This is a genomic window from Humibacter ginsengiterrae (assembly GCF_054780115.1).
In genome coordinates this window covers 222,637-247,638 of the sequence record NZ_BAAGWY010000003.1, presented here as the reverse complement: position 1 = coordinate 247,638, position 25,002 = coordinate 222,637, and the positions used below count along the sequence as shown (strand labels likewise).

Here is a 25,002-nt window from a genome sequence, read left to right as displayed (position 1 = left end):
TCAGTGGCCGCGGCCGACGAGGGGATGCGTCGCCGCCTCGAGATCCGCGGGTGGAATGGTGGCGGCATCCTGCGGCGCCTCCCCCGACTTCCAGCGCCGGAGAACGCCCTGCGGTATCTCCTCCACGACGAGCGCGAAGCAGAAGTGGTCGCGCCAGTCGCCGTTGATGTGGATGTACCTCCGGCGCAGCCCCTCGTACCGGAAGCCGAGCTTCTGCACGACGCGAAGAGACGGCGCGTTCTCCGGACGGATGCAGATCTCCATGCGGTGCAGCCCGAGCTGGAAGAAGCAGTAATCGGTCGCCAGTGCAACGCTCGTGGGCGTCACGCCCTTGCCCGCGAACCGCTGCGCGACCCAGTATCCGATGGTGGCCGAGGCAAGTGACCCGTAGGTGATCGACGACACGTTCAATTGGCCGGCCAGCTCACCGTCGTACTCCATGACGAACGGCAGCCCGTGACCGGCACGAGACGACGCCTGCAGCGAACGGATGCTCGCCCGCGTGTCGAACACCGCCGGCCCGTGCGGGCTGGTGGCCTCCCACTGCCTCAGCCAGGTGCGGTTGTCGAGCAGTTCCTTCTCCAGCGCGCGCGAATCGCGCAGCCGGATCGGGCGGATGCCCACAGCACCCTCGCTGAGGCTGGGCACGTACACGGATGGTCGCCTTCGGTTCTCTCGCAGCCGAGTTCCCCGTTCAGCGGAGTCTCTCGACGGCTGGGCTTCGTCAGCTGAGCTTATTCGTTCGCGGGGCCGATCAAGCGCGGGTGGCGCGCTCGCCCACTCCGGGCTCCTCGAGCGTGTCGCCGTCGTCGGGCTCGTCGGCGAGCCCGGACGCGAACTCGCGCAGCCACGGGCGCAGCTTCGGGCCCAAGTCCTCACGGTCCACAGCAAGCTGCACGATGGACTTCAGGTAGTCGAGGCGGTCGCCCGTGTCGTAACGGCGACCACGGAACACGACACCGAACACGCCGGGACCGTCGGGTTCCGCCGCCAGCTCTTGCAGGGCATCCGTCAGCTGGATCTCGCCCCCCTTGCCTGGCTCGGTGTGCTCCAGCACGTCGAACACCTCCGGCTGCAGCACGTACCGGCCGATGATGGCGAGGTTCGATGGGGCATCCTCTGCGGAGGGCTTCTCCACCAGGCCGCGCACGCGCACCACGTCGTCTTCGTCCGTGGCGTCGACCGCAGCCGCACCGTAAAGGTGGATCTGCGACGGGTCCACCTCGAGCAGTGCGACGACAGTCGCCCTGCGCTGCTCTGCCACCTCGATCATGCGGGTGAGCAGAACGTCGCGGCTGTCGATGATGTCATCGCCCAGCAGCACCGCGAACGCCTGGCGGCCGACGTGCTTCTCCGCACGCAGCACCGCGTGCCCGAGCCCCTTCGGGTCGCCCTGCCGCACGTAGTGCATGTCGGCAAGCTCGGTCGAGTACATCACCCGGCGCAGCTTCTCCATGTCGCCTTTGGCCTGGAGCGTCGACTCGATCTCGGTCGCACGGTCGAAATGGTTCTCCAAGGGCGACTTGTTACGGCCCGTGACGAGCAGAACGTCGTTCAGTCCGGCCTCGACGGCCTCTTCCACCACGTACTGGATGGCGGGCTTGTCGACGACGGGCAGCATCTCCTTCGGCATCGCCTTGGTGGCCGGCAGGAACCGGGTGCCGAGACCGGCAGCGGGGATGACAGCTTTGGTGATGGCCATCTGCTCAGGGTATCTGCTGACTTCTGGCTGGGAAGAATCGTCAGCGTGCAGAACGATCCGGACCGTTAAGATGCCCGGTATGGCCTCCGACCCGAGCAGCGCCAAGCGCGCGCTCCGCGCCGACCTGCGGGAACGCCGGCAGAACCTCACCACCACGGAGCGCGAGAAGGCGGATGCCGGCATCACGGCGAACCTGCAGCACCTCGTCGAGGAGTACGACGCCAGCTCGCTCTCCTGCTACCTGTCCGGGCAGAACGAGCCGAACACGCGGCCATTCCTGAACTGGGCGTTCGCCGAGCACCTGCGCGTGCTGCTGCCGATCAGCCGCGAAGACGGCCTGCTGGACTGGACCGTCGACGACGGCGAATCCGAGACGCTGGGCATCCACGGCTGGCCGGAGGCCGTCGGCGAACTGCTCGGGCCGATAGCGATCAACGACGTCGATCTCATCATCGTGCCCGCCGCCGCAGTGGATGCCAGTGGCATGCGCATGGGCTGGGGCAAGGGCTACTTCGACAAAACCCTGGGCAGCATGGAAAAATGTCCCCCGGTGTATGCCGTGGTGTTCGACGGCGAGGTGCTCGACGAAGTGCCTCGCGAACGGCACGACGAACCGGTGACGGGCGCGGTCACCCCCACCCGCATCATCCGCTTTCGCTGAAAGAGATCCATGCCCACCTACTCGTACAAGTGCTCCGCATGCGGGCACACCTTCGACATCCACCAGTCGTTCAGCGACTCGGCCCTGACGACCTGCCCCGAGTGCGGCGGAGAGCTGCGCAAGGTCTTCGGATCGGTCGGCGTCACGTTCAAGGGCTCGGGCTTCTACCGAACCGATTCGCGGTCGGGCGCCTCGCAGTCCTCGCCGGCGAAGAAGGATGCCGGCGCGGACTCGAAACCCGCCACCTCAGAGAAGAAGAGCGACTCCAAGAGCTCCGAGAAGAAGAGCACCACGGCTAGCGCGCCGAGCGCAGGATCTGCGGCCTGATCGGGCCCGAACCCCATACGATCTAACCGAATAACGAGAGCCGGCCGACGACCCGAACGCCGGCGCACCATGGGGGGATCCAGCGTGCTCAAGGGCTTCAAAGAGTTCATCATGCGCGGCAATGTCATCGACCTTGCTGTCGCAGTCGTCATCGGTGCCGCGTTCACCGCAGTGGTGAACGCGATCGTCGCGGGGCTGATCAACCCGCTGGTCAGCGCGATCTTCAACTCGAAGTCGCTGGACAACGCGCTGAAGGTGGGAATACCGACTCTGTCGGGTGGCACGTCGTGGCTGACGTTCGGCGCGATCATCGGTGCGCTGATTCAGTTCCTCGCCGTCGCCGTCGTCGTGTACTTCGTGTTCGTCGTGCCGATGAACCACTTCCGCAAGCTCGCGGAGTCCCGCCGCGGAGTGACCCCTGCAGAGGAGGAGAAGCTTCCCGCCGATGTGGAGCTGCTCACGCAGATCCGCGACCTGCTGGCAGCGCAGGCTGATGCCCAACTGGCCGCACCGAAGGCCGGCGGCGGCACGGGCGGCCGGCACGCCGACGGCGCGACGGAGTAGCGACTCCGGGCCGGGCGGGCGCCTCGACGGCCAGGCTAGGAAGTTCCTGTCTCAGAGTGTCGTAGGGCCCCGCGATAACGACACATCGGGACAGGCAGTCGGCTCTACGTGCAGGTCGGCCGGCTTCAGCCGCGCGATCCGCCCGCGCCCCAGTGGGGCGGCAGGTCCTGTTTCAGCCTGTCGTCATTGGAGTCGGAGCGGTCACCCCATGCGCGGTCCGTGTCTTCGGACGCCCGCACCGGAGCATCCGCTCCCCCGCTGGCACGCGGCCTGGACTGCGGTGCCGGGTCGGCGCCGGGCGCGCCAGGACGCTGCACCCGTCGTCCCGTTCTGCGCTCAGTCACCCTTCCAGGGTAGGCGTTTCGCTCAGGCCTTCTCGTCGGGCTCGATCGCGCCGAGCAGTCGGCCGATGCGCTGCGCGACGGCCTCCGGATCGGCGAAGAGCTCGAAGCTGTGCACGCGCACGTAGTGCCAGCCAAGGCGTCGAAGCACCTCGGGCCGCAGCCGGAGCGATTCGCGCAGACTGGCCGTGCCGAGCACGCGGTCCGTCTCGACCACGACGGCCTTGCCGCTGTACGACGCGGCGAGCGGCAGCGCTCCGCGGTGGCCGAGCTGCACGTTCATGCCGAGCCTCTCAAGCCGTGTCGCGAGGTCGATGAGCAGCGGCTCCGAGTCATCCGGAACGTCGTCGGCCGACGCCTCGATCTCCGCCGCCTCCTCGAGCACCTGCGCGAGCGCGACGATGCCGTGGCGCATACGCGACGGGTCGATGTCTTCGGGGCGGAAACACGAAACGATGTCCATCGCGCGCCGGGCGCGGGTCAGGCCGACGGCGAGCATCCGCTCGCCTCCCGGCTCGCCGAGCGCACCGAACGACGACAGCAGCCGGCCGTGCGGAGTGCGCCCGTAGCCGATCGAGAAGATGACGCGGTCGCGGCTCTGCGCCACCGCCTCCTCCAGAGTGACGACGGTGAACGGTTCGGGCCGGTCGCCGAGGATGAAGTCGGCCAGTTCCTGGCGCTTGGCGGATGCCGCCAGCACGGCGTGCTGCACCCGCACCGCATGCTTCGGGCTGGCCGTCACCACCATGAGCGACTCGCGCGAACGGTTCAGTGCGTGGTCCAGCACGAGCTCGGCCACGCGAGCGACCTCGGCGTCGACGCTTTCCACGGTTCCGGTGTCGCCGTCCGGCATGCCGTGGCCGCCGCGCACGTAGCTGAGGGTGAGGCTGGCGTGTCCGAGATAGCTGCCGGCCCACGGCAAGGACTCGATCTGCCCGCCGTAGAAGCGGCGGTTCACGAGCTCGGCGAGGTCATCGCCCACCGACCGGTAGCTGCGCGTCAGCGTGTACACCGGTAGCAGGTCGGCTAGCCGGGCCAGTGCAGACGAATCGTGCCAGGCATCCACGTCACGAGGTTCGGGTTCGACGGCGACCGGCTGGCCGGCATCCGTCACGGCGATGCGGAACGGCGACGGCGTCTGGGTCACCGGGTCGCCGAACGCCACGACCTGGCGGGCGCGACGAAGAGCGCCGATGTTCTCGGCCAGGGTGCAGGCTCCGGCATCCACCAGCACGACGGTGTCGAACGCCATCGACGGCGGCAGGGATGCCACGTCGTACGGTGATGCGAGCCACACCGGTGCCAGCACGCGCCCGAGTTGCGGCGCCCGCTCGGCCAGCACGGCAGGGGTGACGGATCCGTTCTTCAGCATGCGGCGCAGGGCATCGGCCTGCTCCGCGTTGTCGGCCAGCGCGATCTTCCACTGCACTGCCAGCTGCGCGGCGAGCAGCTGGCCGGTCGCGGAGGCGTGTGCCTGGTCGACGAGCCGGAAGTCCGCCTCGAGACGGTCCAGCACACGCGTGTTGGCACCCAGCAGTGCGCGGTCGTCGGCGAGCAGGGTCTCGAGCACGGACTGCCACCACGCCAGCTCGAGCTCGGCAGCCACGTTCTCGCTCGTGACGTGCCGGGCGGACATGTCCGAGAGCAGCGGGTCGAGCCTCAGCTCGCGCAGCCGGGTGAGGAGCGCGGTGCGCTCCTGCAGGTTGACCAGCACCTCGGACTCCACCGCGAGGCCGCCCAGCATCTGCGTGAGCTCTCCGAGCGGCATCAACGTGAGCGAGTCCTTCGTGCGCGCCCTGCCGAGCGGAACATCCAGGCTCATCAGGTCTTCCGAGACCTTCTGGTACGCGACCTGCACGTCGGCGACGCCGACCGGCACGCGGGGCGGGGCTCCGGCATCCGCGAATCGGTTCCACAGCTTGCGCTGCTGCTGGATGCGCCGCAGTGACTCGTTCAGGTCGGCTACGTGACCGCCGGGTCGCACGTACTCCAACGCGAGCTTGCGCAGGCGGCGCCTGGTCGCGCCCGACATCGTGGGGCTGTCGCGCCGGTTCGACGTTGCGGTGATCAGTTCGTCGAGCGGGCGATCGAAGACGGCGGGCAGGAACCGGTCGAGCGTCTCGCGCAGGTCGGCCAGCAGCCGCAGATAGATGCCGAGCTCGGCGATGTTCTCGAACGGCCGCAGCCTGGTGCCCTCGATGAGCGCGGTCGAGCGGTCGATGAGTCTCGGCACCTCGATGCTGCTCAGCCGTTTCGCGAGGGTATGTGCCGCCGTCGCCTCGGCGGTCGAATGGAAGTCTGCGCCGTACCACGGCGAGTCGTTGGGCCCATAGCGGAACTCACCGAGCGCCGCCGCCTTGCGCAGGATCGTGGCCGCTTCTGTGCGGTCATGCGCGAGCGCGACGATGGATGCCCGATCGAGCCGTGCCTTCGTGCGCGGCGGCGAGGGCAGCAGAGCCAGCCGGGCGAGTTCGCCGAGCGCGTCCAGCACGCTGACGCCGAACGCCGGATCGGGTGACGTCAGCGCGCCCCGGTAGTCCAGCAGCACCCGGCGCAGGCGCACGAGCGCGTCGTCCACCTCGGCGACGTTGGGCTTCGTGGTCTTCTCGTTGCGTGTGATGGACCGGATCAGGTCGCGGCGAACGGAACGGGTCGCCACGGCAGCCCCGCCCAGTCCGACCTGGTCGAGACGGTGGGCGATGGCATCCAGGCTGGACCGACGCGGACCGATCACGAGCACCCGGCGGTTGCGGGAGACGAGCGCGCCGATGGCATCCACGATCGTCTGCGTCGCGCCGGTGCCCGGCAGGGTCTTCACGACGATGGAGTTGCCGCTGGCCACCTGGGCGACGACGCCCTCCTGCTCGGGGTCGGCATCCAGCAGAAGGGTGTCGATCGAGGGTGGACGGTTGTCCTGGGGAACGACCTCAGCGGGCGAGAACGCGGACTCCACACGGTCTTTCGCCGCAGGGTTGCCTGCGAGTGCGAGCAGTACGTCGTGCTCGAAGTCGCCGAGGTCTTCGGTCATGCTGTGCGCGACGTCGGCGAAAGACGACACGACCAGCCGCGGCTGCACCGTGAACGACTCGACGTGGCTGGTCAGCGAGCGCAGCCGGTCGATCACCGGCTGCGGCTTGAACACGCCGTTCGTCTCAGCGAGGGCGACGAAGGCCTCGGCGTCGAGCACTATGCGGAACTGGTCGTGCAGAGCGCGCTTCAGCTCCGGGTTGAGGAACGTCTTGCCCCGCAGCTTGAGCTCGAAGTCGCGGCCGTAGCGCCGGATGGCGACCGGCCGCAGCAGCACGGGCGCGTTGTACTCGTCTGCTCCGTTGCGCCAGCGTGCCAGACCGATACCGAGGTGTACGGCGTCGATACCGCGCACGGCGCGCAGCTCGATGCCCTTCGCGGTGATGGCGCCGGCCGCGGCCTTTGCGGTGCGCAGCGCGATGTCGTCGCGGATGAGGCTGGAGAGCAGCGTGCGATCGCCCGTGATGAACTGCGGGAGTCCGCCCGGATGCGTGGAACTCAGTTCGATGCGCGTGCGGGGCGTGTCGACGAAGTGCAGCAGCGGCGACGGGCCGCCGATCGCCGCCACCTCGTCGCGCCATTGCGCCCATACGGGCTCGGCGATGTTGCCGGGAGACACGTTCGGATCGCCGAGCGTCACCGTGTACGGACCCGTCGCGCTACGCGGGTCGAGAGCGTCGTCTTCCAACGCCTCCAGCGACGTGTAGTCCACGTCGCGTCGCTTCTCGGGTCTCCGCACACCGGAAACCCTATGCGGCGCATGCTCGGATGCGGGTGAGGCAAGGCCGTTTCTGCGGCATCCGGCGGGGTGCGTCGCGGGCGGCGGCAGTTCACGGCGTCCCCGCGTCAAGGGCCTGTACCGGCCGATTCCGCCGACGTAGGCTCCACTCATTCGAAGCGGCGCCACTCGGCGTCGCGGGTGCGTCGGAGTTCTGATGTGCCCGACACCTTTCGACGTGCGATGAGGAGCAGTCATGAGCAAGCGCAACGAGATCGTCGAACTCGCCAGCAGCAATCCGATCAAGATGCTGAACGGATGGGGCATCCGCAGCGAGCACGCCTACATCGCGGCGTTCGTCTCGCTCGGCCTCGTGTTCCTGAGCTGGATCGTCTCGCGCGTCAAGAAGGACGAGCGCTCGCAGTCCGACCGCTGGGGCATCTTCATCGGCGAGTGGGTGGCGACGCTGTTCGCGCTGGGCGTCGCGCTGCGCCACGAAGAAGACGACTGACGCTACGCGACCCGGAGCTCGACGCCGTGCTTCCACACCCGGCGCACGAGCGGCACGCCCGGGCGATACGCGAAGTAGACGTGGCTCGGCGCGTCCAGCAGCACGAGGTCGGCACTGGCTCCGGGCGTGAGCCGGCCCACGTCGTCACGGCGCAGTGCTTTCGCACCGCCGGCCGTCGCGGCCCAGAGCGCCTCGTCGGGCGTCATCCCCAGCTCACGCACGGCCAGCGCGATCACGAACGGCATCGACGAGGTGAAGCAGGAGCCGGGGTTGCAGTCGCTGGCCAGCGCGAGGGTGACGCCGGCCGCGAGCAGGGTACGGGCATCCGGGTAGGGATGCCGCGTGCTGAACTCCACACCGGGCAGCAGCGTGCAGACCGTGTCGGAGCCGGCGAGCGCGGCCACATCGTCGGGTGAGAGGTAGGTGGCGTGATCGACGCTCGCGGCATCCGCCTCCACCGCGACGCGAACTCCGTCGCCGACGCCGAGCTGGCCGGCGTGGATGCGCGTTCCTAGGCCTCGGGCGCGGCCGGCGGCGAGGATGCGCGCCGCTTCGTGCGCCGTGAACGCGCCCTCCTCGCAGAAGACGTCGATCCAGCGCGCGTACGGGGCGCAGGCATCCAGCATGTCTCCGACGACGAGGTCGACGTAGGCGCCGCGGTCGTCCGCGAACTCCGGCGGTACGACATGCGCCCCGAGGAACGTGACCTCCTCCGTCACCTCGGCGGCCAGGCGTGCCAGGCGCTCCTCGTTCTCCACATCGAGGCCGTAACCGGTCTTCACCTCGAACGTGGTCGTGCCCTGCGACGCCAGCTCGCGCTCGAACCGAAGCAGGGTGGCGCGCAGCTGCTCGTCGGAGGCGGCACGTGTCGCCGCCATCGTGCTGCGGATGCCGCCTGCCGCGTACCGCTCCCCCGCCATGCGGGCGACGAACTCCGCGGACCGGTCGCCCGCGAAAGCGAGGTGGGTGTGGCTGTCGACAAAACCGGGGATGACCGCGCGACCACCGGCATCCACCCGCTCCACGTCGCCCTGGAGCAGGCGCGCGACCTGCGGGGCGGCGTCGGCCTGCGGACCGGCCCACACGACTTCACCGTCGCGCGCGATCAGCGCGGCGTCGGGCACGGCACCCAGCGCGTCGCCCTCACGTGCTCCGCGGGCGTGCGGGTCGTTCGTCACGAGCAGGCCGATGCCGTGCAGGAAGAGCGTGCTCATCGGTGCGGTTTCGACAGGCTCAACCGGCGGGAAGTGGTGCTCACCCCTCAAGCATGGGGATGCGCAGTCCGCGTTCGCGTGCAACCTCGGCGGCGCGTTCGTAACCCGCGTCGACATGGCGCATGACGCCCGTTCCCGGGTCGTTCGTGAGCACCCGCTCGATCTTCTGCGCGGCGAGGTCGGTGCCGTCGGCGACGACCACCTGCCCCGCGTGGATCGAGCGACCGATGCCCACGCCGCCACCGTGGTGGATCGACACCCAGGTGGCGCCCGATGCGGTGTTCAGCAGCGCGTTCAGCAGCGGCCAGTCGGCGATGGCATCCGAGCCGTCTTTCATGCCCTCCGTCTCGCGGTACGGAGATGCCACCGAACCGGAGTCGAGGTGGTCGCGGCCGATCACGATCGGCGCCGAGATCTCACCGGATGCCACGAGCTCGTTGAACCTCAGGCCCGCCAGGTGGCGCTCCTTGTAGCCGAGCCAGCAGATGCGTGCGGGCAGCCCCTCGAAGTGCACCTTCTCGGATGCCTTGGTGATCCACCTGCGCAGCTTCTCGTCGTTCGGGAACAGCTCGAGGATCGCGCGGTCGGTGACGGCGATGTCGGCCGGGTCGCCGGAAAGCGCCGCCCAGCGGAACGGCCCCTTGCCCTCCTCGAACAACGGGCGGATGTGCGCGGGCACGAACCCGGGGAACGCGAACGCCCGGTCGTAGCCGCCCAGCTGAGCCTCCGCGCGGATCGAGTTGCCGTAGTCGAAGACCTCCGCGCCGGCATCCAGGAATCCGACCATCGCCTCGACCTGCTTCGCCATGGATGCCCGCGCCTTCGCAGTGAACCCCTCGGGGTCGGCTTCGGCGGCGTCGTGCCACTGGTCGACGGAGACGCCCTCCGGCAGGTAGCTGAGCGGGTCGTGCGCGCTGGTCTGGTCGGTAACGATGTCGATCGGCACGCCGCGGCGCAGCAGCTCGGGGAACACCGTGGCTGCGTTCCCGACGAGTCCGACCGAGAGCGGGCGGCGCTCGTTCTTCGCGGCGCTGACACGAGCGATCGCGTCGTCGAGATCGTCCGTGAGTTCGTCGAGGTAGCCGTGGTCGACGCGGCGCTGCAGGCGCGCGCGGTCCACGTCGACGATGAGCACGACGCCCTCGTTCATCGTGACCGCCAGGGGTTGGGCGCCGCCCATGCCGCCGCATCCGCCGGTCAGGGTGAGCGTGCCGGCCAGGGTGCCGTTACTCTGCTCATTTCCCCCGCCCTTGCGGGCGGCGATCTTGTCGGCGGCTGCCGCGAACGTCTCGTACGTGCCCTGCAGGATGCCCTGGCTCCCGATGTAGATCCAGCTGCCTGCGGTCATCTGGCCGTACATGGTCAGCCCGGCGGACTCCAGCTTGCGGAACTCGGGCCACGTCGCCCAGTCCGGAACGAGGTTGGAGTTGGCGATGAGCACGCGGGGCGCCCACTCGTGCGTACGGAACACGCCGACCGGCTTGCCGGACTGCACGAGCAACGTCTCGTCGGCATCCAGCGTCTCCAGCGTGCGCACGATCGCGTCGAACGCCTCCCAGCTGCGGGCAGCGCGGCCGGTACCGCCGTACACGACGAGGTCCTCGGGACGCTCGGCGACCTCGGGGTCGAGGTTGTTCATGAGCATGCGCAGGGGCGCCTCGGTCTGCCACGACTTGGCGCGCAGCGTCGTGCCGCGCGGGGCGTGGATGGGCAGACGGTCGTTCATGGTGTTCTCCTTCGGTTGCATCCGCTGAAAACAGGCAGATCTCGGCGGAACAGGCACATGTGGCCTGTTCTCAAGCGGAGAGCGCGACCATGCCTGTTTTCCGGATGCCGATGATCGAGTGGTCGGGGCGGCGAGAGTGGCCGAGACGGCACTGGGGATGAGGTGGGTGTCATCGGAGAGGGCCCGTCACGGATTCGACCGCGGTGAGGATGCGACCGCTGGCCACGAGCGCGACGGCCGCCTCGATCTCGGCCGACAGCATCCGGTCGGGGCCCGGTCCTGCGACACGGGTCCGCAACACGTCTCGAGCTGCCGCGGTCGCCGCGCCCGGCTGCAATGGCGCTCGCAGATCGAGCGAGCGGGCGGCCGTCAGCAGCTCGATGGCGAGCACCCGCGTGAGGCCGTCGATGGCGCGCCGCAGCTTGCGGGCGGCCGCCCAGCCCATCGAGACGTGATCCTCCTGCATGGCGCTGGACGGGATCGAATCGACGGATGCCGGCGCCGCCAGTCGCTTGAGCTCGCTCACGATCCCCGCGGCGGTGTACTGCGCGATCATCAGTCCGGAGTCGACGCCGGCGCGATCGGCGAGGAACGCGGGGAGGCCCTTGTTGCGCGAGACATCCAGGTGCCGGTCGATGCGGCGCTCGGCGATGCTCGCGGCATCCGCGACGGCGATCGCCAGGAAGTCGAGCACGTACCCCACCGGGGCACCGTGGAAGTTGCCGTTCGAGACGACACGGCCGTCGAGTGTGACGACCGGGTTGTCGACGGCGGATGCGAGCTCGCGGCCGGCGACAGCGCGGGCGTGCGCGATCGTGTCCCGGCCGGCACCGGCCACCTGCGGGCTGCAGCGCAGCGAATAGGCATCCTGAACCGTGGGGTCCTCCGGGCCGGCATGGCTCTTCACGATCGGTGACCCGGCGAGGATGGCGCGCAGGTTCGCGGCCGAATCGGCCTGGCCCACCTGCGGGCGCAGGGCCTGCAGGTCGGCGGCGAACACGGCATCCGTGCCGAGCAGCGCCTCCACGCTCATCGCGGCGGTGAGATCGGCGACCTTGTACAGCGCCTCGAGATCGGTGATCGCGAGCGCGAGCATCCCCAGCATCCCGTCCGTGCCGTTGATGAGCGCGAGGCCCTCCTTCTCCGCCAGCACGATCGGACGGATGCCCGCCTCGGCCAGCGCTTCCGCCGAGGGGACCACGTTGCCGGCGGCGTCACGCACCTCGCCCTCGCCGATCAGCGCGAGCGCGCAGTGCGCGAGCGGAGCCAGATCTCCCGAGCAGCCGAGCGAGCCGTACTCGCGCACGATCGGCGTGATGCCGGCGTTGAGCATGCCGGCGTATGCCCGCACGGTGGCCTCGCGAACACCGGTGCGTCCGGTCATCAGCGTCGAAAGACGCAGCAGCATGAGCGCACGGACGACCTCGCGCTCCACCTCGGGGCCGGACCCCGCCGCGTGCGAGCGGATCAGGCTGAGCTGCAACTGCTCGCGGTCGGAGCGCTGGATGTACGTGGTGGCGAGCGCGCCGAAACCGGTCGAGATGCCGTAGTGCGGCTCGGGGTCGTCGGCGAGCGCCTCGACCACGCGACGGGTCTCGGCGACGGCGGCGATGGCATCCGCATCGAGCACGACCCGGGCGTCGTGGCGCGCCACCGCGACGACGTCGGCGATGGAGAGGGGGCCGATTCCGACGGTCACCTCGCGAGTGAGAACGGGTGCTTCGGTGCTCATGAATCCATTGCACGACAGGCGGACTCTTCGGCGAGCGTTCGAAGGACGATCCACGTCCGGTATACCGGACTTGACCGTCGACTTCGGCGTATTATGGCGGGATGCCGGGCAAAGCTCCCGCCGCCGACGCCACGTTGCGCATCCTGCGGCTGATGAGTGAACAACGTGGTCCCGTCGCTGCTGCGACACTCGCGCGCACCCTCGCGCTGCCCCGCTCGACCGTCTATCAGCTGCTCGCGACGCTGACCGAGCACGGGTTCGTCATCCCGATCCCCGAGCTGAAGAAGTACGGCCTCGGAGTGGCCGCGTTCGAGCTCTCCAGCGGCTTCAACCGGCAGCAGCCGCTCACCCGCGTCGGGGCCCCCGTACTGGCCAGGCTGGTCGACGATCTCGGACTGAGCGGGCACCTCACCGTGCTGCTCGGGCGCGACGTGGTCTACCTCGTGGAGGAGCGGGCACCGCACGGCCCGTACCTCGTGACGGATGTCGGCGTGCGGCTTCCCGCGCACCTCACGGCGTCGGGCCTCGCCATGCTCGCGGGGCTGCCCGCCGCGCAAGTCCGTGCGCTCTATCCGGACCGTGGAGCGTTCACCACACGCACCGGCTCGGGCGTCACCACCTACCGGGAGCTGAGCGCCGAGCTGCGCGCGATCCGCGAGCGCGGCTACGCGCTCGAGGACTCCTCGGTGACGGAGGGGCTGCGGTCGATGGCCGTCGCCGTGCCCGACCACGTGGGGTGGCCTGCGGCATCGGTCGCCGTGACGTTCTCCGCGGAACGCGACATCGACATGGAGGCCACCGCCGCACGGATCGCGCGGGGCGCAGCGGAACTCGGCCGCCGCATCGGGGGCGGAGCCGCCGTGAGCGCACGTTCATAACTCCTGCAAACTGCCGACGAATCGCCGACTGCCCGGTCATGGTCGTGGTCGTATGCCGCGTTCACGACGAACTGCAGGAGTTGTGAACGGATGGGAGCGCGCAGGACGGCTCCACATCTCAGCGCTGCGCAAAGCCCGCGATGGCCTCCAGCACGACGAGGGCGGCGAGGCGCACCGTGCGGCCGTCCTCGGCGTCTCGCGTCGCATCCACCTCTGCGATGTCGATCGAGGTCACGCGCGGGTCGCGGGCGAGCAGGCGCACCGTGCGGCGCAACTGGTACGCGGAGAGCCCGCCTGGGATGGAGGCGGGGCAGGCGGGCGCGACTGCTCGGTCGCAGGCATCCACGTCGACGTCCACGTGGATCGGACCCCCTGCCGCCCCCGCGGTCTCGAGCGCCTCTGCGACGATCGTCTCCAGCGGCCGCTGCTCGAACTCGTCACGTCGCACGACACGGATGCCCGCCTCTCGCGCCCTCGTGTCGTAGAACTGTGAGTTGGCGAAGTCGGCGATGCCGAGCTGCACGGCGCGGTTACCGTCGAGGCCGGCTTCCAGCAGTCGCCGCACGGGTGACCCGTTGGAGACGCCGTCGCGCAGGTCGTGATGCGCGTCGATGGTGATGAGGCCGGCATCCTGCACACGGCTCTGCCCGGGGGCTGAGTCGCCGTCGCTCTGCGCCGTCCACGCCCCGAGCGCGACGCTGTACGTGAGCGCGTTGTCGCCGCCGAGCGCGATGACGAGCGAGCTGCGAGCGGATGCCCGCCGCACCGCCTCGATCGCTTCCGCCTCGCCGTCGCCGTCCGGCTCGGCCACGTCGCCGAAGTCGGCCACCGAGGGCCAGTCGACTCCCGCCGCGAACGTTCCGTAGCGCTGGATCGCGGCCCGGATCGATGCTGGCGTGGCGTTCGCACCCGTCGCCGAGAGCGAGGTGCGCCAGGTGGGAACGCCGATGATCCCCACGTCGACGCGGTCGGATGCCTCGAGCGAGTCGGCCATCGGCCATCGTCCTGCCCGCGGCCAGTGGGGGTCTTCGAAGAGCGTGGTCTCGGTCATGGGCTCACGCTATGCCTGAGAAGGCCGAGCACGTCGAGCCGCGGGAGAGGCCGTGTCCATCCGACCGGACACGGCGTTTTTTCCCGGAACTCTTGACTTTGGGCGCATCCGGGGTAGTGTATTCAACATGTTCGTTGATAAAGGATGTTGTTGAGAATGCAGCGGCCGACTTCCGGTGCCGCGCAGGACGAGGAGCGCCTTGACCGGGCGTTCCACGCGCTCGGCGACGCCGTGCGGCGCGCCATCATCGCGCGGCTGAGCCGTGGCCCTGCGACGGTGAACGAGCTCGCCGAGCCGTTCGGCATCACCGTGCAGGCGGTCTCGCGGCACATCCACGTGCTCGAAGAAGCCGGACTGGTCACCCGCACACGCGATGCGCAACGGCGTCCTGTGCACCTCAATCCCGGCGCGCTCGAAGAGCTCACGGCGTGGATCGACGGCTACCGGCTCGCGCACGAGCGTTCGTTCCGAGCTCTCGACAGCGTGCTGGCCGGCCTGCAGAACCCTTCTCGACGAACCGGCAACCACACAGAAGAGAACAAGCGCTGAGAGAACCGGCGCTCGATACAGAAGGAGAACCATCATGAGCAAGGAACTGACCATCGAGGCGCCCGAGGGCGTGCCGTTCATCGAGTTCACGAGGGAGTTCGATGCGCCGGTCGAGCGGGTGTTCCAGGCGCACGCCGACCCCGAGCTGGTCAAGCAGTGGAACGGCCCGCGGGGCTACGAGATGGATATCGCGGAGTACGACTTCACCACCGGTGGGCGGTACCGCTACGTTCACCGCGACACGCAGGGCAACGAGTACGAGTTCCGTGGTGTCTTCCACACCGTGCGCGAGAACGAGTTCGCCATCCAGACGTTCGAGTTCGGTGGAGTCCCCGACGTCGTGAGCATCGAATCGCTCGCATTCGAGTCGCTGCCCGATGGTCGCACCCGCCTGACAGGGCACGCGGTCTACCCGAGCCTCGAAGCCCGCGACGGCATGGTGTCATCCGGCATGGAGCACGGGATGCGCGACGGCTACGACAAGCTCGAGGCGCTCGTCACCGCCTGATCGGGTCGTGTGACGACGGAGGATGCACCCTCCGTCGCCACACGACTCTGCAGTCTCACTCGTCGGGGTGGATCACTACGCAGCATCGTCCCGGGCACGGCGCCAGTTCGGCACGGTCGGGGTCGTCTCCCGCCCCGCTCAGAATGCCGCGGACCAGTGCGTGGTTCATGCCGCAGACCAGCTCGGTCTGACGCTGAGCCACCTGATGGAACGGGCAGTTGCGCAGCACGATGTCCCCATCGTCATCGACGGCGGGCTCGTAGCCGCTCTCGCGCAGGCATCCGATCAGCTCTCCCCCACGACGCCCGGCCTCGACGCCCTCATCGACGGCTGCGCGGTTCAGCGCGGTACCGACGACGCCCGTCTCGTCGGTCTCGGCGGCGGTCGCGAGCAGCCTGGCCAGAAGCCCGAAGTCCCGCGGCGGCACGGTCACGGAGACCTCGCTCTCGGACCGCGCGTACTGTTTCGCCGGCCTGCCGGCGCCGGGCCCGGTGCGGTCGTTCTGCCTGGCATAGCTCACCTCGAGCAGCCCGACTTCGGCGAGCCGATCAAGGTGGTAGGCGGCGAGCGTTCGGCTGATGCCCGCCGACTCGGCCGCAGCGTCTCGGCCAACGGGCGCATCCTGACTCGCCACGAACTCGTAGAGCCGCTGCCTCACCGGATCGGCGAGCGCACTGATCCTCGTCAGCGACTCCGGTGGCTGCTGCGTTTCCATGCCACCATTCTATTGACAATCATCCTTGACAAAAGGTCTTCGTCGGACGAATCTAAAACCAGCGGATATTGGCAGTAGAGCCGGAGCGCCGACAGTTCGAGGAGGACGACCATGTGCGATGGGGCGGGACGACGATGAGCGGCGCGGCGATGCGACGGATGCCCGACCCGCTCACCGACGACCGCGATGGCAGCGCGCTCCGCGATTCGGAGCGCCCGGCCAAGGTGGCCCCGTTGCGGGTCGTGACCGCCGCGGACGAGCCGGATCTCGAGCGCGCAGAACTGGCGGCGAAGGAGTTCCTGCTGGCACTCGGCGTCTCGCTCGAGTCCGAGCACCTCCGTGCGACACCTGGTCGCATGGCCAGAGCGTGGTCCGAGATGTTCACACCTCGCCCGTTCGATCTCACGACGTTCCCGAACGAGGAGGGTTACGACGAGCTCGTGCTCGTACGGGACATTCCGGTCCGTTCCGTGTGCGAGCATCACCTGCTGCCCTTCACGGGCCGCGCCAGCGTTGCCTACCTGCCAGGCGAGCGCATAGTCGGCCTCTCCAAGCTCGCGCGCGTCGTCGAGTACTTCGCGTGCCGCCCCCAGACGCAGGAGCGGCTGACGAAGCAGGTCGCGCAGTGGCTCGACGAGCACCTGCACCCGCAAGCGGTCGGCGTCGTCGTCTCGGCCGAGCACAGCTGCATGACGCTCCGCGGCGCACTCGCCACGGGAACGAGCACCGTAACCTCTGCGCTGCTCGGGCGACTGCGCGACGACCCGCGCTCCAGGCAGGAGTTCCTCTCGCTCTGCGGCATAGCCGCCTGACACACCACCAGCCAACGCACCAGCCGCCGAAGGAGACGGACCATGAGCACACCAGAGCACGTCATCATCGCAGGCGGCGGCCTCGCCGGAGCGAAGACCGCCGAAGCGCTCCGCGAGCACGGCTATCGCGGGGAGCTGACGCTCGTCGCCGGAGAGAACCACCTTCCCTACGAGCGCCCACCGATGTCGAAGGACTACCTGGCGGGCAGGTCAACGCTCGAGGACGCCACGGTGCATCCCGCGGACTGGTATGCGAGCAATGACGTGACGCTGCTCACCGGCACCCGCGTCACGGATGTCGACGCGTCAGCACACGAGGTGCGTCTCGACGACGGCCGCTCGCTCGGGTACGACAAGCTGGTGCTCGCCACGGGGTCCGTTCCACGCCGGCTTCCCATCCCCGGCGCGGACGCGAAGGGCGTGCACATGCTGCGCACGGTCGATGACTCCGACGCGATCCGCGCCGTGTTCGGCGAAGGCCGCAGACTGGTCATCATCGGCGGCGGCTGGATCGGACTGGAGGTTGCCGCGGCCGCTCGGTCTGCGGGCACCGACGTCACCATCATTGAGGCTCTGGAGCTTCCCCTGCTTAATGTGCTCGGTCCCGAGGCTGCGACGGTGTTCGCAGACCTGCACAGGGCGAATGGCGTCGACCTTCGGCTCGGCGCGCGCCTCGTCGCGATCACGACCGACGGTGCAAGCGCGACGGGCGTCGAACTGGAGGGCGGCGAGACGATCGCGGCAGACGCTGTCGTGATCGGCGTGGGAGTCGCCCCCGACCTGGCCCTGGCGGAGTCGGCCGGCCTCGACATCGACAACGGTGTGCTCGTCGACGCCACGCTGCGCACCAGCGACGCCGACATCTACGCAGTCGGCGACATCGCCAACCACGAGCATCCGGTGCTCGGTCGTCGTGTGCGCGTGGAGCACTGGGCCAACGCGCTGAATCAGCCGGCCGCCGCGGCGGCATCGCTGCTCGGAGACGAGACCGCGTTCACCGAGCTGCCCTACTTCTACAGCGACCAGTACGACCTCGGCATGGAGTACATCGGGCACGCGCCGAGGGGCGCATACGACCGGGTACTCGTTCGCGGTGACCTGAAGGCGCGCGAGTTCGTGGCGTTCTGGGTCGGCCCTGACGACCGCATCCTCGCCGCGATGAACGTGAACGTGTGGGACGTGGTCGATCAGGTCAAGCCGCTCATCGCCGAGGGGCGGCGTGTGGATCCAGCCAGGCTCGTGGACCCCGCGGTGCCGTTCGCCGAGCTCTGAGGCGTCGCCGGTTACACCTCTGCGAGCACGTGCGGGCGTCGGTTGAGCGGCTCGACGCCGTCATCGGTCACGACCACGATGTCTTCAATGCGCGCACCCCACTCGCCCGGGAAATACACGCCGGGCTCGATGCTGAACGCCATGCCAGGCTCGAGAACGGTGGGGTTGCCGGCGACGATGTAAGGCTCCTCGTGCACCGAGAGGCCGATGCCGTGCCCGGTGCGGTGGATGAAGCGGTCGGCGAGGCCGGCATCCTGCAGCACGCGGCGAGCGGCCGCGTCCACACTCTCGGCCGTGACACCCGGACGCACAGCGTCGACGGCCGCCTGCTGCGCACGCTGGAGGGCGGCATAGGCATCCCGGATGCCTGCACTCACCTCGCCGGTCGCATAAGTTCGCGTGCTGTCGGAGTTGTAACCCAGTGCCGTAGGTCCGCCGATGTCGACGACGACGGTCTCGCCCTCACCGATCACACGGTCGGACACTTCGTGGTGCGGATCGGCACCGTTCGGACCGGACCCCACGATCACGAAGTCCGCCTCCGCGTGCCCCTCCCCCACGATCGCCGCGGCGATGTCGGCAGCGACCTCGCGCTCGGTGCGTCCCGGTCGCAGCCACTCGCCGACGCGGGCGTGCACTCGATCGATGGCGCTGCCCGCCTCACGAAGGGCTTCGACCTCCGCGGCATCCTTGACCATGCGCAGGCGGCGCAGCACCGGCGTCGCGAGCTCGGGCGAGGCATCCGCCGTCGAGGTCAGTGGAATCGAGTGCAGCGCGGGGGTCGCCTCGGAGAGTCCGAACCGGCGCACGACGCCGAGGCTCTTCAGAGCCAGCGCGTACGGGTCATCGCCATCGACCCAGTCGCGCACCTCGATCTCGAGGTCGCCGAGCGCCGACGCGCGCAGGGCGGCCAGCTCCATGCGCGGTGCGACGACGAACGGGGTTGCGGATGCCGGAATCACGAGCGCCGTGAATCGCTCGAACGTGCTGGCGCGCGAGCCGATCAGGTACTGCAGATCGGGCCCGGGTGTCACGATGACTGCGTCGAGGCCGGCGTCGGCGGCGAGCGCTGCCGCGCGATCCAGCCGGGAGGCGTAGACGGATGCGGCGAATCTCTGCCCGGGCTCTGCCATGATCCGAGCCTAGGAGGTCGTGCCGGATCCCGTTCACTTGGGCGACGGCCGCGACGCTAGGACAATGCGACCGCCGCGACGGATGCCGCCGACAGCACGAGTCCGGCCGCCTGTATCCGGCTCCATCGTTCCCCGAGCACGAAACGGGCGAGCAGCACCGTCACGGCCGGGTACATCGAGGTCAGCACCGCGACGATGACGAGCTCGCCGAGCCCGGTAGCGGAGAGGTAGCTGAACGCGGCGAGCCCGCCGAGAACACCGGCGATCGCGGGGAGGCGCAGGGCGGGGAGCATCGCCGTGGCGGGCGCCCTGCCGCGGTGGATCCTGATCAGGACAAGGGGAACGATTGCCAGACACGCCACCAGCTGCCCGCTGGCGACCGGCCACACACCCGACGACGTGCCGGAGCGCTCCAGGGCGATGAACAGCAGCGCGAAGGATGCCCCGGCCAGCGCTCCGTAACCCGCTCCGCCCGTGCGTGGCCGGATGTCGCCCGTGCCGGCTGCGGTAACGCTCGTACTGGGCCGGGTGTCGCTCGTCGTGGCCCGGGCGGCGTTGGAACGACGCCGGAACGGGAGCCCACTGGTCCAGGACACCAGGGCGACGGCGACGACCGCGGCCAGCACGCCGGCCAGGCCGAGCACCGTGAGCCGGTTGCCGATCGCCACGCCCACCACGGCCGGAATCACGACCGTGAGCACCCCGGAGACGGTGGCGACGATGCTCATCGAGCCGACCGCGAAGCCTTGATAGAGGGCCAGTGTTCCGGCCGCGCTGCCGACACCGCTCAACGCACCCCACAGCACGGCGGACGCGGTGGGCCCGCTGCCGTGCACGAACGCGAGAACGACGAGCGCGAGCAGGAACTCCGTCACGAGCGTGACGGCAGTGACGAGCATCACGGGTGTGCGACGGCTGGCGATGCCGGCCACGAAGTCGGAGGCGCCATACGCGATCGCGGCGATCAGGCCGAGTACAGCACCCATGGCATCCCGTCGTTCGCGATACGCCAGATGGTCTTGTGAAGTTCGGCGCGCTGCGCCTCCTTCGTCGTCGGGGTCACGGATGCCAACCTATCGGCGGCCAGCGACGCCGGGTGTCAGCGACGTGGCAGGGCCGGTATGAGAATGCCTCACCTGCCCGCGTCGTTGCCGCTCGCGCGCATCTCCTGCGGCGCCACTTCGCTTCAGGGGCGTCTTTCCGTCCCCAGATGCCGGGTCTGTGGGGTCATCAACAGGCCTGATCAGAGATGGTTTCCGTGGTCGTGGGAATGTCGGTGGTGTGGTGTTGGGTCGATGTATGGACGAGATCACCGAGCACCTGGCCGCAGCGGTTGCTGCTGCCCGGGCGGCGGTGACCGTGCCGGAGGTTCCGGGCCTGTCGGATGATCGGCTGCTGGCGACGATGGCGGAGGCGGAAGAGCTCGGCCGCGCGGTGGATGCGTTGCGGGTGGCGGTGGCGGCGGAGGTCGCGGAACGCTCCCGCCGCACCCTGGGCACGGAGCGGCTGTCCGCACGTCGTGGGTGTCGTACCCCGTATGAGTTGATCGCCCGGATCACCCAGGTGTCGGAGCGGACCGCAGTGAAACGATGCACCCTCGGTGAGGTGCTGCGACGCCGGGACACGATCACCGGGGAGATCCTGCCGCCGAAACTGCCGGTAGTGGCCTCCGCGGTCGCGGAAGGCCGGCTCGGCATGGACACTGCGACCGTGATCGCCGCTGCACTCACGGCGGTGGCCGGCCGTGCCGAACCGGGCGTGCTCGCCAACGCGGAGGAGGCCCTCGTCGCGTCGGCGGTCGGGGTGGATCAGGCCACCGGGGAGCAGGTGGCACCGTTCACCGCGGATCAGACCAGGATCGCCGCGATCCAATGGCAGGTCGCGTTGGACCCGGACGGTGCCGAACCCCGAGAGCAGCGGGCCATGGTCGAGCGCGGGTTCACCCGGGTCGGGAAACGGGGGGATGTGACCCGGTACCGGTTGGATGCGATCCCGGAACTGGTCGGGAAACTGGAACGGGTCCTGAGCGCCTACCTGTCCCCGAAAACCACCGGGGTGTTCCTCACCGAAGAACAACGCCTCGACGCCGAACTGAACGGGGACTCCCGCAGCGTGGGGCAGCAACGGCACGACATCCTGATGACCATCCTGGACGCCGCCGCCCGCAGCGCGGACACCCCCACCCTCGGCGGTGCCGCACCCACCATCCTCGTCTCCGTGACCGCGGAAGACCTCGCGTCAGGCACAGGTGCCGCGCGGGTGGACGGGGTCGAAGAGCCCCTCTCGATCAGCACGGCACGGCAGCTGGCCTGCACCGGCGGCATCCAGAAGGGATACTTCAACCAGAAGGGCCGGCTGGTCGCGTTAGGGGCACCGGACCGGTGCTTCACCCCACAACAACGGCGCGGCATCACATTGCGTGACGGCGGCTGCGTGATCACCGCGTGCGGGGTCCCCGCCGGATGGTGCGAGATCCACCACGTTGAAGAACACGCCCGTGGGGGCCCAACGCATACTGACAACGGCGTTTTCCCCATCGCACCCTGGAGACCTCCGGCTGGGAGATCACCATGCGCGACGGCGTCCCCTACCTGCGACCACCCGCCTGGATCGACCCCCACCAGGTGTGGCGACGCGCAGGCTAGACACGAACCCAACGACGACGACAGAAGACCGCGCGAGCACCCGATCGATAGATCGACGTGGCCGCGAACGTGGCGCGGCGAACGTCCCCTGATATCGCGTGAAGACCTTCACAGAACGAGACCCGCGCTGCTTGCCCGTGTTCGCGAGGCGACGACCGGGCACCGCGGCCGGCATAGCTTCGACGCGAGCGAAATCACGCCGTGCCCGAACGCACAATGGGAGGCTGCTGGGAACACGGATGCGTACCATCCGAGTGTGCTGCTCCCCAGGGACACCGCGTCGGCAGGCATTGCCCGGACCGACACTGCGCCGGCCGGCGCTGCGACGAGTATGACGTCGGCCGAGACCGCGCTCGATCGTGCCCGCTCCTGGATGAGCCGGGCACGGGCATCCCACCTCTGGCTGTGGCTCGCGTTCGCCTTCGTGCACGTCGCGATCACCGCGACCGTGCTCTCGCTCGATCAGCACAAGTACCTCGGCGACGTGCACACCATGTACCTTCCGTGGGCGCACCACGTGTTCGCCGGTCACGGAATCGTAGGCATCGACTCGCGCTGGGTGTATCCGATCGCCGCCCTCGTTCCGGTGCTGGCGCCCATGCTGTTCGGCGCGCACGCCTACGGCTTCGCCTGGATGGTGATGGTGACAGGGCTGGACGCCGCCGTCATCGCGATGCTCACGCATCGCCCGAGCCGCCGCCGCTGGAACGCCGCCTGGTGGTGGCTGGCCTTCCTGCTGCTGCTCGGCCCCATCGCGCTGACCCGCATCGACTCCGTCTCGGTGCCGATCGCGATCGCCGGGCTCCTCTGGCTGAGTACGAGGCCGCGCGTCGCCGTCGTGCTGCTGACGATCGCGACCTGGATCAAGGTGTGGCCCGTCGCGCTGCTGGCATCGTTGCTTCTGGATGCCCGCCACCGTCTCCGCACCATCGTGATCGCCCTGGCTACGACAGCCGCGATCGTCGCGGTCCCGCTGGCGTTGGGCGCCGGAACCCGGCTCTTCAGCTTCATCGGCACGCAAGACGCCCGCGGCCTGCAGATCGAGTCGCCCGTGGCATCCGGATGGCTGTGGGCGGCCGCGCTGCGCGTGCATCCGTCCCGCGTGTTCTACAGTCGCGCGCTCAACACGTTCGAGGTGTCGGGACCGGGCAGCCAGATCGCCGTGCACCTCATGACGCCGCTGCTGCTCGTCGCGCTGGTGGCCGTGATGGCGCTCGGGCTCTTCGCGGCCGTGCACCGCGACGCGAAGGCCCTTCCCGCACTGATGCTCGCGATGGTGCTCGCGCTCATGCTGTTCGACAAGGTGCTCTCGCCGCAGTATGTCACCTGGCTGGCGGCGCCCATCGTCTACGGACTCGTTCAGCAGCCGCGGCGCTTTCGCTTTCCCGCGCTCGTCGGCCTCGCGGTCGCTGCGCTCACGCAGGCGTTCTACCCGTGGATCTACGACCTCGTCATCGACGCGAACCCAGCGGCGCTCGCGCTGCTGACCGCGCGCAATATCGCCCTCGGCGCGCTGTTCGTGTGGGCGCTCGTGCGGCTCTGCCGGGCGCGTTCACGCACCGCGGATGCCGTCCGGCCCCGCCTGCTCAACGCTCGCGCTACACGTATCGGCATCCGCGCCACGATAAAGCAGTAGCGGATGCCGGTACGTGTAGCGCAAGGACGTCACGGGACCATCGAGCCGCGCAGCAGACCACCCGTTCGATACGCAGCTTCGCCGCTCAGTCGGCGATGACCGGCAGCCCCGCAGCGAGCTCCGCGAAGACCGCGTCCGCGGAGTCGAGCGTCGCGAGAGGGCTCGCCTGGCCCAGCCACAGCGACTGCAGCTCGCCCTTGCCCTGCGCGCCGGCCGCTGCGCGGAAGCGCCCGGTGAGCCAGTTCTGCGCGGGGAACGGTGCGATGGCATCCGCCTGCTCGATTGTGCGCACGGCGAGATTCGACGCCCCACGGGAGAGCCGGCCGCTCATCGCCCTCGTGAGCACGCTGGCGTGCGCAGGCGTCGACTCGATCGCGGCCCGGTGCGCGTCGTTCGCGGCTGACTCCCTCGTGTGCAGGAACGCGGTTCCGACCTGCACACCGTCGGCGCCCAGCGCGAACGCCGCCCGCACACCACGCCGATCCGCGATGCCTCCCGCGGCGATCACCGGGACATCCACGGCGTCACGAACCTGAGGTACCAGGGCGACGAGTCCCACGAGCGAGCGCTCCGCCGGCTCGAGGAACGCCACCTTGTGCCCGGCGGCCTCTGCGCCGGTCGCCACGATCGCGTCGACACCACCATGCTCCAGCGCCACCGCCTCGTCGACCGTCGTGGCTGAGCCGATGACCGCGATCCCTCTCTCGTGCGCCGCTTCCAGGATGTCGCGCCCGGGCACCCCGAACACGAAACTGAGTGCAGCGGGACGGGCATCCAGCGCCGCCTGCAGTTGCTCCTCGAACGGCGGCAGGTAGCGCGCGGGGGCATCCGGAACCTCGAGCCCGACCTCGGCGAACAGCGGTCGCACCGCTTCGGCCGCCCGGGCGTATTCGGCCGGGTCCGGGTCGCGCTCGGTTCCCGTGGGCAGCCACAGGTTGAACGAGAACGGGCGCGAAGTCGCCGCGCGCAACTCGTCGGCGGTGTGCAGGATGCGATCGGCGTCGTATCCGTACAGCCCGTACGACCCGAGGCCGCCGAACTCGCTCACTCGTGCGGTGAGCTCGACCGACGAGAGCCCGCCGAACGGTGCGAGCACGATCGGCGCCTCGATGCCCAGCCTGCGGGTGAGCGTGTTCGAGGGCTTCGCGTTCGAGGCCAGGGAATCGATGGTCGGCGAGTTCATGAGTGGGCTCCTCGGTCTAGACGTTCCGCTGCGATCGTACGACCGGCGCGGCGCGTGCTCTTCTGATAAAAAGGATATTGTTCCGCTTTAACCCGAT

22 protein-coding genes are annotated in these 25,002 nt (G+C 69.3%); 10 read left to right on the top strand and 12 right to left on the bottom strand.

All coding sequences use genetic code 11. The features are described from left to right. The gene (locus ACYVII_RS06035; RefSeq protein ID WP_460532527.1) at positions 1–654 is read right to left on the bottom strand and encodes a GNAT family N-acetyltransferase; all 654 of its coding nucleotides are present in this window, start codon (positions 652–654) and stop codon (positions 1–3) included. Positions 655–754: 100 nt separating this feature from the next. After that, complete coding sequence (gene galU / locus ACYVII_RS06030) at positions 755–1,702, bottom strand: UTP--glucose-1-phosphate uridylyltransferase (protein ID WP_460532524.1); 948 nt, start codon at positions 1,700–1,702, stop codon at positions 755–757. 79 nt (positions 1,703–1,781) lie between these two features. Here galU and ACYVII_RS06025 point away from each other — a divergent pair, with 79 nt between their 5' ends. The 3 genes from ACYVII_RS06025 to mscL all read left to right on the top strand — a co-directional run bounded on the left by ACYVII_RS06025 (position 1,782) and on the right by mscL (position 3,254). Further along, positions 1,782–2,363, top strand: a complete 582-nt coding sequence (locus ACYVII_RS06025; protein ID WP_460532521.1) for a 5-formyltetrahydrofolate cyclo-ligase — start codon at positions 1,782–1,784, stop codon at positions 2,361–2,363. 9 nt (positions 2,364–2,372) lie between these two features. Further along, complete coding sequence (locus ACYVII_RS06020; protein ID WP_460532518.1) at positions 2,373–2,690, top strand: FmdB family zinc ribbon protein; 318 nt, start codon at positions 2,373–2,375, stop codon at positions 2,688–2,690. A gap of 69 nt (positions 2,691–2,759) precedes the next feature. Beyond that, positions 2,760–3,254, top strand: coding sequence for an MscL family protein (gene mscL / locus ACYVII_RS06015; RefSeq protein ID WP_460532515.1), 495 nt, complete (start codon positions 2,760–2,762; stop codon positions 3,252–3,254). A gap of 125 nt (positions 3,255–3,379) precedes the next feature. Here the strand turns inward: mscL and ACYVII_RS06010 are convergent, their stop codons facing one another. Continuing rightward, positions 3,380–3,598, bottom strand: a complete 219-nt coding sequence (locus ACYVII_RS06010) for a hypothetical protein (RefSeq protein WP_460532512.1) — start codon at positions 3,596–3,598, stop codon at positions 3,380–3,382. A gap of 22 nt (positions 3,599–3,620) precedes the next feature. Further along, the gene (locus ACYVII_RS06005; protein WP_460532509.1) at positions 3,621–7,361 is read right to left on the bottom strand and encodes an AAA family ATPase; all 3,741 of its coding nucleotides are present in this window, start codon (positions 7,359–7,361) and stop codon (positions 3,621–3,623) included. Between the two features lie 235 nt (positions 7,362–7,596). Between ACYVII_RS06005 and ACYVII_RS06000 the strand changes: the two genes are divergently transcribed. Then, positions 7,597–7,851, top strand: coding sequence for a hypothetical protein (locus tag ACYVII_RS06000; RefSeq protein WP_460532506.1), 255 nt, complete (start codon positions 7,597–7,599; stop codon positions 7,849–7,851). A gap of 2 nt (positions 7,852–7,853) precedes the next feature. On the opposite strand, the gene hutI is transcribed toward ACYVII_RS06000, so the two are convergent. The 3 genes from hutI to hutH all read right to left on the bottom strand — a co-directional run bounded on the left by hutI (position 7,854) and on the right by hutH (position 12,523). Further along, complete coding sequence (gene hutI, locus ACYVII_RS05995; protein WP_460532503.1) at positions 7,854–9,065, bottom strand: amidohydrolase family protein; 1,212 nt, start codon at positions 9,063–9,065, stop codon at positions 7,854–7,856. Positions 9,066–9,105: 40 nt separating this feature from the next. After that, the gene (gene hutU / locus ACYVII_RS05990) at positions 9,106–10,791 is read right to left on the bottom strand and encodes a urocanate hydratase (RefSeq protein ID WP_460532500.1); all 1,686 of its coding nucleotides are present in this window, start codon (positions 10,789–10,791) and stop codon (positions 9,106–9,108) included. Between the two features lie 169 nt (positions 10,792–10,960). Beyond that, on the bottom strand, positions 10,961–12,523 hold the full coding sequence (hutH, locus tag ACYVII_RS05985) for a histidine ammonia-lyase (protein WP_460532497.1): 1,563 nt from the start codon (positions 12,521–12,523) through the stop codon (positions 10,961–10,963). Positions 12,524–12,624: 101 nt separating this feature from the next. On the opposite strand from hutH, the gene ACYVII_RS05980 reads away from it, so the two are divergent. Continuing rightward, positions 12,625–13,401: an IclR family transcriptional regulator gene (locus ACYVII_RS05980; protein WP_460532494.1), complete on the top strand. Its 777-nt coding sequence runs from the start codon at positions 12,625–12,627 to the stop codon at positions 13,399–13,401. A 118-nt stretch (positions 13,402–13,519) separates the two neighbouring features. On the opposite strand, the gene ACYVII_RS05975 is transcribed toward ACYVII_RS05980, so the two are convergent. Further along, complete coding sequence (locus tag ACYVII_RS05975) at positions 13,520–14,452, bottom strand: arginase family protein (protein ID WP_460532491.1); 933 nt, start codon at positions 14,450–14,452, stop codon at positions 13,520–13,522. Between the two features lie 156 nt (positions 14,453–14,608). On the opposite strand from ACYVII_RS05975, the gene ACYVII_RS05970 reads away from it, so the two are divergent. Together ACYVII_RS05970 and ACYVII_RS05965 are read left to right on the top strand one after the other, a co-directional pair. After that, positions 14,609–15,001 (top strand): ArsR/SmtB family transcription factor, encoded by a 393-nt coding sequence (locus ACYVII_RS05970; RefSeq protein WP_460532488.1) that lies wholly within the window; start codon positions 14,609–14,611, stop codon positions 14,999–15,001. Between the two features lie 34 nt (positions 15,002–15,035). Continuing rightward, complete coding sequence (locus ACYVII_RS05965; RefSeq protein ID WP_460532485.1) at positions 15,036–15,509, top strand: SRPBCC family protein; 474 nt, start codon at positions 15,036–15,038, stop codon at positions 15,507–15,509. A gap of 55 nt (positions 15,510–15,564) precedes the next feature. Here the strand turns inward: ACYVII_RS05965 and ACYVII_RS05960 are convergent, their stop codons facing one another. Then, on the bottom strand, positions 15,565–16,224 hold the full coding sequence (locus tag ACYVII_RS05960) for a helix-turn-helix transcriptional regulator (protein ID WP_460532482.1): 660 nt from the start codon (positions 16,222–16,224) through the stop codon (positions 15,565–15,567). Positions 16,225–16,358: 134 nt separating this feature from the next. Between ACYVII_RS05960 and folE the strand changes: the two genes are divergently transcribed. Together folE and ACYVII_RS05950 are read left to right on the top strand one after the other, a co-directional pair. After that, the gene (gene folE / locus ACYVII_RS05955; RefSeq protein ID WP_460532479.1) at positions 16,359–17,036 is read left to right on the top strand and encodes a GTP cyclohydrolase I; all 678 of its coding nucleotides are present in this window, start codon (positions 16,359–16,361) and stop codon (positions 17,034–17,036) included. Positions 17,037–17,078: 42 nt separating this feature from the next. Beyond that, positions 17,079–18,308 (top strand): NAD(P)/FAD-dependent oxidoreductase, encoded by a 1,230-nt coding sequence (locus ACYVII_RS05950; protein ID WP_460532476.1) that lies wholly within the window; start codon positions 17,079–17,081, stop codon positions 18,306–18,308. Between the two features lie 11 nt (positions 18,309–18,319). Here ACYVII_RS05950 and ACYVII_RS05945 read toward each other — a convergent pair whose 3' ends face one another. Together ACYVII_RS05945 and ACYVII_RS05940 are read right to left on the bottom strand one after the other, a co-directional pair. After that, positions 18,320–19,441, bottom strand: coding sequence for a M24 family metallopeptidase (locus ACYVII_RS05945; RefSeq protein WP_460532473.1), 1,122 nt, complete (start codon positions 19,439–19,441; stop codon positions 18,320–18,322). A 56-nt stretch (positions 19,442–19,497) separates the two neighbouring features. Beyond that, entirely contained in the window at positions 19,498–20,427 is a 930-nt protein-coding gene (locus tag ACYVII_RS05940; protein WP_460532470.1) for an EamA family transporter, read from the bottom strand. A 313-nt stretch (positions 20,428–20,740) separates the two neighbouring features. Here ACYVII_RS05940 and ACYVII_RS05935 point away from each other — a divergent pair, with 313 nt between their 5' ends. Next, positions 20,741–23,722, top strand: a complete 2,982-nt coding sequence (locus tag ACYVII_RS05935; protein WP_460532467.1) for a DUF222 domain-containing protein — start codon at positions 20,741–20,743, stop codon at positions 23,720–23,722. A gap of 85 nt (positions 23,723–23,807) precedes the next feature. Here ACYVII_RS05935 and ACYVII_RS05930 read toward each other — a convergent pair whose 3' ends face one another. Beyond that, positions 23,808–24,905 carry an NAD(P)H-dependent flavin oxidoreductase gene (locus tag ACYVII_RS05930; protein WP_460532464.1) on the bottom strand — a complete coding sequence of 366 codons (1,098 nt, stop codon included), beginning with the start codon at positions 24,903–24,905 and terminating at the stop codon, positions 23,808–23,810. Positions 24,906–25,002 lie beyond the last annotated feature (97 nt).

Coding starts and splice junctions, on each gene's coding strand:
- ACYVII_RS05970 (WP_460532488.1), top strand. CDS start 14,609: ATGCAGCGGCCGACTTCCGGTGCCGCGCAGGACGAGGAGCGCCTTGAC.
- ACYVII_RS06000 (WP_460532506.1), top strand. CDS start 7,597: ATGAGCAAGCGCAACGAGATCGTCGAACTCGCCAGCAGCAATCCGATC.
- ACYVII_RS05950 (WP_460532476.1), top strand. CDS start 17,079: ATGAGCACACCAGAGCACGTCATCATCGCAGGCGGCGGCCTCGCCGGA.
- ACYVII_RS05980 (WP_460532494.1), top strand. CDS start 12,625: ATGCCGGGCAAAGCTCCCGCCGCCGACGCCACGTTGCGCATCCTGCGG.
- hutU (WP_460532500.1), bottom strand. CDS start 10,791: ATGAACGACCGTCTGCCCATCCACGCCCCGCGCGGCACGACGCTGCGC.
- ACYVII_RS05945 (WP_460532473.1), bottom strand. CDS start 19,441: ATGGCAGAGCCCGGGCAGAGATTCGCCGCATCCGTCTACGCCTCCCGG.
- ACYVII_RS05940 (WP_460532470.1), bottom strand. CDS start 20,427: ATGGGTGCTGTACTCGGCCTGATCGCCGCGATCGCGTATGGCGCCTCC.
- galU (WP_460532524.1), bottom strand. CDS start 1,702: ATGGCCATCACCAAAGCTGTCATCCCCGCTGCCGGTCTCGGCACCCGG.
- ACYVII_RS05935 (WP_460532467.1), top strand. CDS start 20,741: ATGGACGAGATCACCGAGCACCTGGCCGCAGCGGTTGCTGCTGCCCGG.
- ACYVII_RS05960 (WP_460532482.1), bottom strand. CDS start 16,224: ATGGAAACGCAGCAGCCACCGGAGTCGCTGACGAGGATCAGTGCGCTC.
- mscL (WP_460532515.1), top strand. CDS start 2,760: ATGGGGGGATCCAGCGTGCTCAAGGGCTTCAAAGAGTTCATCATGCGC.
- ACYVII_RS05965 (WP_460532485.1), top strand. CDS start 15,036: ATGAGCAAGGAACTGACCATCGAGGCGCCCGAGGGCGTGCCGTTCATC.
- hutI (WP_460532503.1), bottom strand. CDS start 9,065: ATGAGCACGCTCTTCCTGCACGGCATCGGCCTGCTCGTGACGAACGAC.
- folE (WP_460532479.1), top strand. CDS start 16,359: ATGAGCGGCGCGGCGATGCGACGGATGCCCGACCCGCTCACCGACGAC.
- hutH (WP_460532497.1), bottom strand. CDS start 12,523: ATGAGCACCGAAGCACCCGTTCTCACTCGCGAGGTGACCGTCGGAATC.
- ACYVII_RS05930 (WP_460532464.1), bottom strand. CDS start 24,905: ATGAACTCGCCGACCATCGATTCCCTGGCCTCGAACGCGAAGCCCTCG.
- ACYVII_RS06025 (WP_460532521.1), top strand. CDS start 1,782: ATGGCCTCCGACCCGAGCAGCGCCAAGCGCGCGCTCCGCGCCGACCTG.
- ACYVII_RS05975 (WP_460532491.1), bottom strand. CDS start 14,452: ATGACCGAGACCACGCTCTTCGAAGACCCCCACTGGCCGCGGGCAGGA.
- ACYVII_RS06020 (WP_460532518.1), top strand. CDS start 2,373: ATGCCCACCTACTCGTACAAGTGCTCCGCATGCGGGCACACCTTCGAC.